Source organism: Bradyrhizobium elkanii WSM2783 (assembly GCF_000472865.1).
In the GTDB taxonomy this organism is placed as follows: Bacteria; Pseudomonadota; Alphaproteobacteria; order Rhizobiales; family Xanthobacteraceae; genus Bradyrhizobium; species Bradyrhizobium elkanii_A.
In genome coordinates, this window is record NZ_AXAP01000196.1 from 1 (window position 1) to 2,661 (window position 2,661).

General features: G+C 63.5%; 5 protein-coding genes and 1 pseudogene. 3 read left to right on the forward strand and 3 right to left on the reverse strand.

Going from position 1 to position 2,661, the window contains the following annotated elements:
- Positions 1-211 precede the first annotated feature (211 nt).
- The gene (locus YY7_RS0149695; RefSeq protein WP_035693303.1) at positions 212-757 is read right to left on the reverse strand and encodes a hypothetical protein; all 546 of its coding nucleotides are present in this window, start codon (positions 755-757) and stop codon (positions 212-214) included.
- Positions 758-1,009: 252 nt separating this feature from the next.
- Here YY7_RS0149695 and YY7_RS64920 point away from each other — a divergent pair, with 252 nt between their 5' ends.
- The gene (locus YY7_RS64920) at positions 1,010-1,159 is read left to right on the forward strand and encodes a hypothetical protein (RefSeq protein WP_349642734.1); all 150 of its coding nucleotides are present in this window, start codon (positions 1,010-1,012) and stop codon (positions 1,157-1,159) included.
- A 168-nt stretch (positions 1,160-1,327) separates the two neighbouring features.
- Here YY7_RS64920 and YY7_RS64255 read toward each other — a convergent pair whose 3' ends face one another.
- Complete coding sequence (locus tag YY7_RS64255) at positions 1,328-1,525, reverse strand: hypothetical protein (protein ID WP_080664226.1); 198 nt, start codon at positions 1,523-1,525, stop codon at positions 1,328-1,330.
- 170 nt (positions 1,526-1,695) lie between these two features.
- Between YY7_RS64255 and YY7_RS0149710 the strand changes: the two genes are divergently transcribed.
- Both YY7_RS0149710 and YY7_RS62505 read left to right on the forward strand, forming a co-directional pair.
- Entirely contained in the window at positions 1,696-1,827 is a 132-nt protein-coding gene (locus YY7_RS0149710) for a hypothetical protein (protein WP_349642735.1), read from the forward strand.
- A gap of 99 nt (positions 1,828-1,926) precedes the next feature.
- Complete coding sequence (locus YY7_RS62505; RefSeq protein ID WP_196237467.1) at positions 1,927-2,094, forward strand: hypothetical protein; 168 nt, start codon at positions 1,927-1,929, stop codon at positions 2,092-2,094.
- 14 nt (positions 2,095-2,108) lie between these two features.
- Here the strand turns inward: YY7_RS62505 and YY7_RS56225 are convergent.
- Positions 2,109-2,353: pseudogene (locus tag YY7_RS56225) on the reverse strand (hypothetical protein).
- Positions 2,354-2,661 lie beyond the last annotated feature (308 nt).

A 2,661-nucleotide genomic window follows, 5' to 3' on the forward strand; every position in this document is an offset into this window, starting at 1 on the left:
AAGCGCAGGTTTGAAGCCGGCCAGTACACTTCCGGTGTACCGCGAAACGCTGACGATTCAGAGCCGCGCCGTTCTTCGCATTAGGGCCAGAGCCTGACTCATGCAGCGGGTTGCCCATCTGATTTCTTCATTAGGGGCCCCCAATGTTACGCCGCTCCTCGAGGCCGGGAACGATCCCGGCCCCGCAGTTTGGTGCAAGCTGCCTGTTTATTTAGATGTGCAGCAAGTCCAAGTATTGATGCTCGAACACATGGAATGCGCCCTCCAAGCTCCTGGCTTCGGCCGGCACTTCGGCGAGCCCCGCCTCAAGATTTATCACAGCCTCTCGAGTGGCCTCGGCTATTGAGAGTTGATCGGGGAGGGGAAGATGTTGCAACACGCCGCCGGCCGCAAGCTGAGCGACGACGCCAAGGGTGGCAAACCCCTCGTATAAGCCGGCCTCGGGGTCGTAATGAGCGTCGCCGGGATCTGTGAACGTTAGTGCGTGCATGCCCTCCACAAGCTGAACGTCGGCTGCTGGTCGTGCTGATGGTTCTGTAGAAGTTTGGTATGCGAAATCGTGCCGAAAAAACAGCGCATCGAGCTGGTCTACTGGGGGTGGGTCGGCCGAGGTCCCCGTAATCTTTCCACCCACCTCGCCAGCTGAATAATTCGGACCACCGTAGTTCCCATAAGTAGGAAGTGGGATGCCGTGCGTCGCAAAGGAGTCTGGGGAATTGGGGTCGAAGTAAGAGCGTGCTTCCCAGTTGATGTGCATGGTCTCTTCCTCCAATTAGGGACGCCCGTAGGATCGCGTCCCGGCGGTCACTGCCCCGCTTCAAGCTACCATAGACCAGCGCCGGCAGCCGCGAGCGAAGGCGGGCTAAGCCGAAGAAGCGAGCGTCTCCCAAAATCAGCGACAAGGTAGAAGGAGCAGAGGCGGCGAGAAGCCGAGCGGCGCCGGGAAGGCGCGGCCCGGGCCAAGGATCGCAAGAAGCGGGAGAGGGCGGTCGCCAAGGCGCAGGCGGCGATGGACGAAGCCCGGCGGCAGCACGAGAAGAAGGCGAGCGCCATCGAAGCCGAGCGCGCGGCCTTGGACGAGCGGGCCGAGGCCGAAGAGAGCCGCTGGGAGAAGCAGAGGGAAAACCTTGAGTCGGCTCTGCGCCGCGCACGCGACTAACGGTTGGGGCAGCGGGAGAAGTTCACTCCGCCTTGGAAATGCGTCCCTTGCCGCCGCACTTCGTGCAACGGCCCGGAAAGATCCTGCCGCCCGGTTCGATCTCGTGCGCCGGCTGATGCCCGGTGCCACCGCAGGCGTCGCACTTGACCACTGCAGGCCCACGCTTCCTCATGCTTCGCCGGGGCCTGAGAAGAGCGTCGAGGGCGGGCTAGTCCGTGGTGGTGGCAGCGGTCGAGCGTTGCCGGTGGGTCTACTCTTGGCGTCGTACCTTTTGGCCAAGTCGAGCAACCTTCTGCGTGTGAACGGATCTGCCTTCTCCGCCAGGTCGCGCGCTTGCTGTGCGAAGCCGCTATAGAACTCTTCCATGACGCCACCCCACAACATCACCGAATGCCCATTTTCGATGGTCGGCGAGGCTCACGTCAAGACATCGCTTGTGCCCGCCCGGCAAACGGCACTAGGCTCTTCCCCGGCGGGGGAGTCAAATGTCGCTGCTGCACCCTATCCGGAAGCCGTGCCCGCACTGTGGGCGGCCGATGAAGCTTGTGCGCGACGAGACCGCCAGAGGCGGGGAGCCCTACGTCTGCCCCGATTGCGATGACGATCCGCTGCACGATCCCGCCGCCCGAAAGTGGGTGGAAGGCCCGCTGCGGCCGCCGGCGAAATAGTGGTCGGCCTGGGCTGGTCCTGGGCTCGCAGAGCCGGCACTGGCAAATTCGCCGTTGGCGCACTAATTCGTTTGTAGATGCCAAAGATTGGGAGGCGCGATGTCGACCGTCGCAAATCTGCTCGCGCGGAAGCAGGTATTATTGGAGCGGCTCGAGAGTGATCCTGGGCCGAACGAGCGCGAGGAAATCCAGGCGTTGCTCGCCCAGATCGAGACCGCGCTGAACCTGCTCGATCCGAGAGATGCGGCCGGTCCGAGCGACGAGTGAACCGAAGTCGCCCGTCAAAGCGCGCTAAGATCGTCCGGCACGTCCCCGAACTTCCGGATCAGTGTGGCATCGCCGAACTCGCCGATGGCCGAATTCCCGGTGCGACTGAACGCGAGCGCGCCGGCGCAGCCGGGCTTTCGCGAGAGCGCCTCCGCGCGCATTATCGCCGCGTTCGCGCTCATGCACTCCACCGCCTCGCCCGGCGCGACGCCGTCGTCCCCATCATGAAGGGCAGCGCCACGTAATAGGTGACGTCCATCGCTCACTCCCTACGGTCGCGCGCCCGGCGCAAGCCGTCCGCGCGCGCAGCCCGCCGACACCTTGGCGCGCCTCCTCGAACTGGTTCCCAAGGAATCGGGCAACATTTATCCACGCCTGATGACAGGTGACTCAAGCCTGCGCGCCTCCCTTTATCGGCATCACCTTCTTGCGATCGAGCCAATGGTCGATCCGATCAGCCCAATGCTGCATCAGCTTCGTGCGCGAGCCGATCAGCGCGAGCGGCCCGTGCTTCTTGTAGAGACCTTCCACGGTCGAGTTATCGAGATGCGCGAGCTGCAGCTCGAC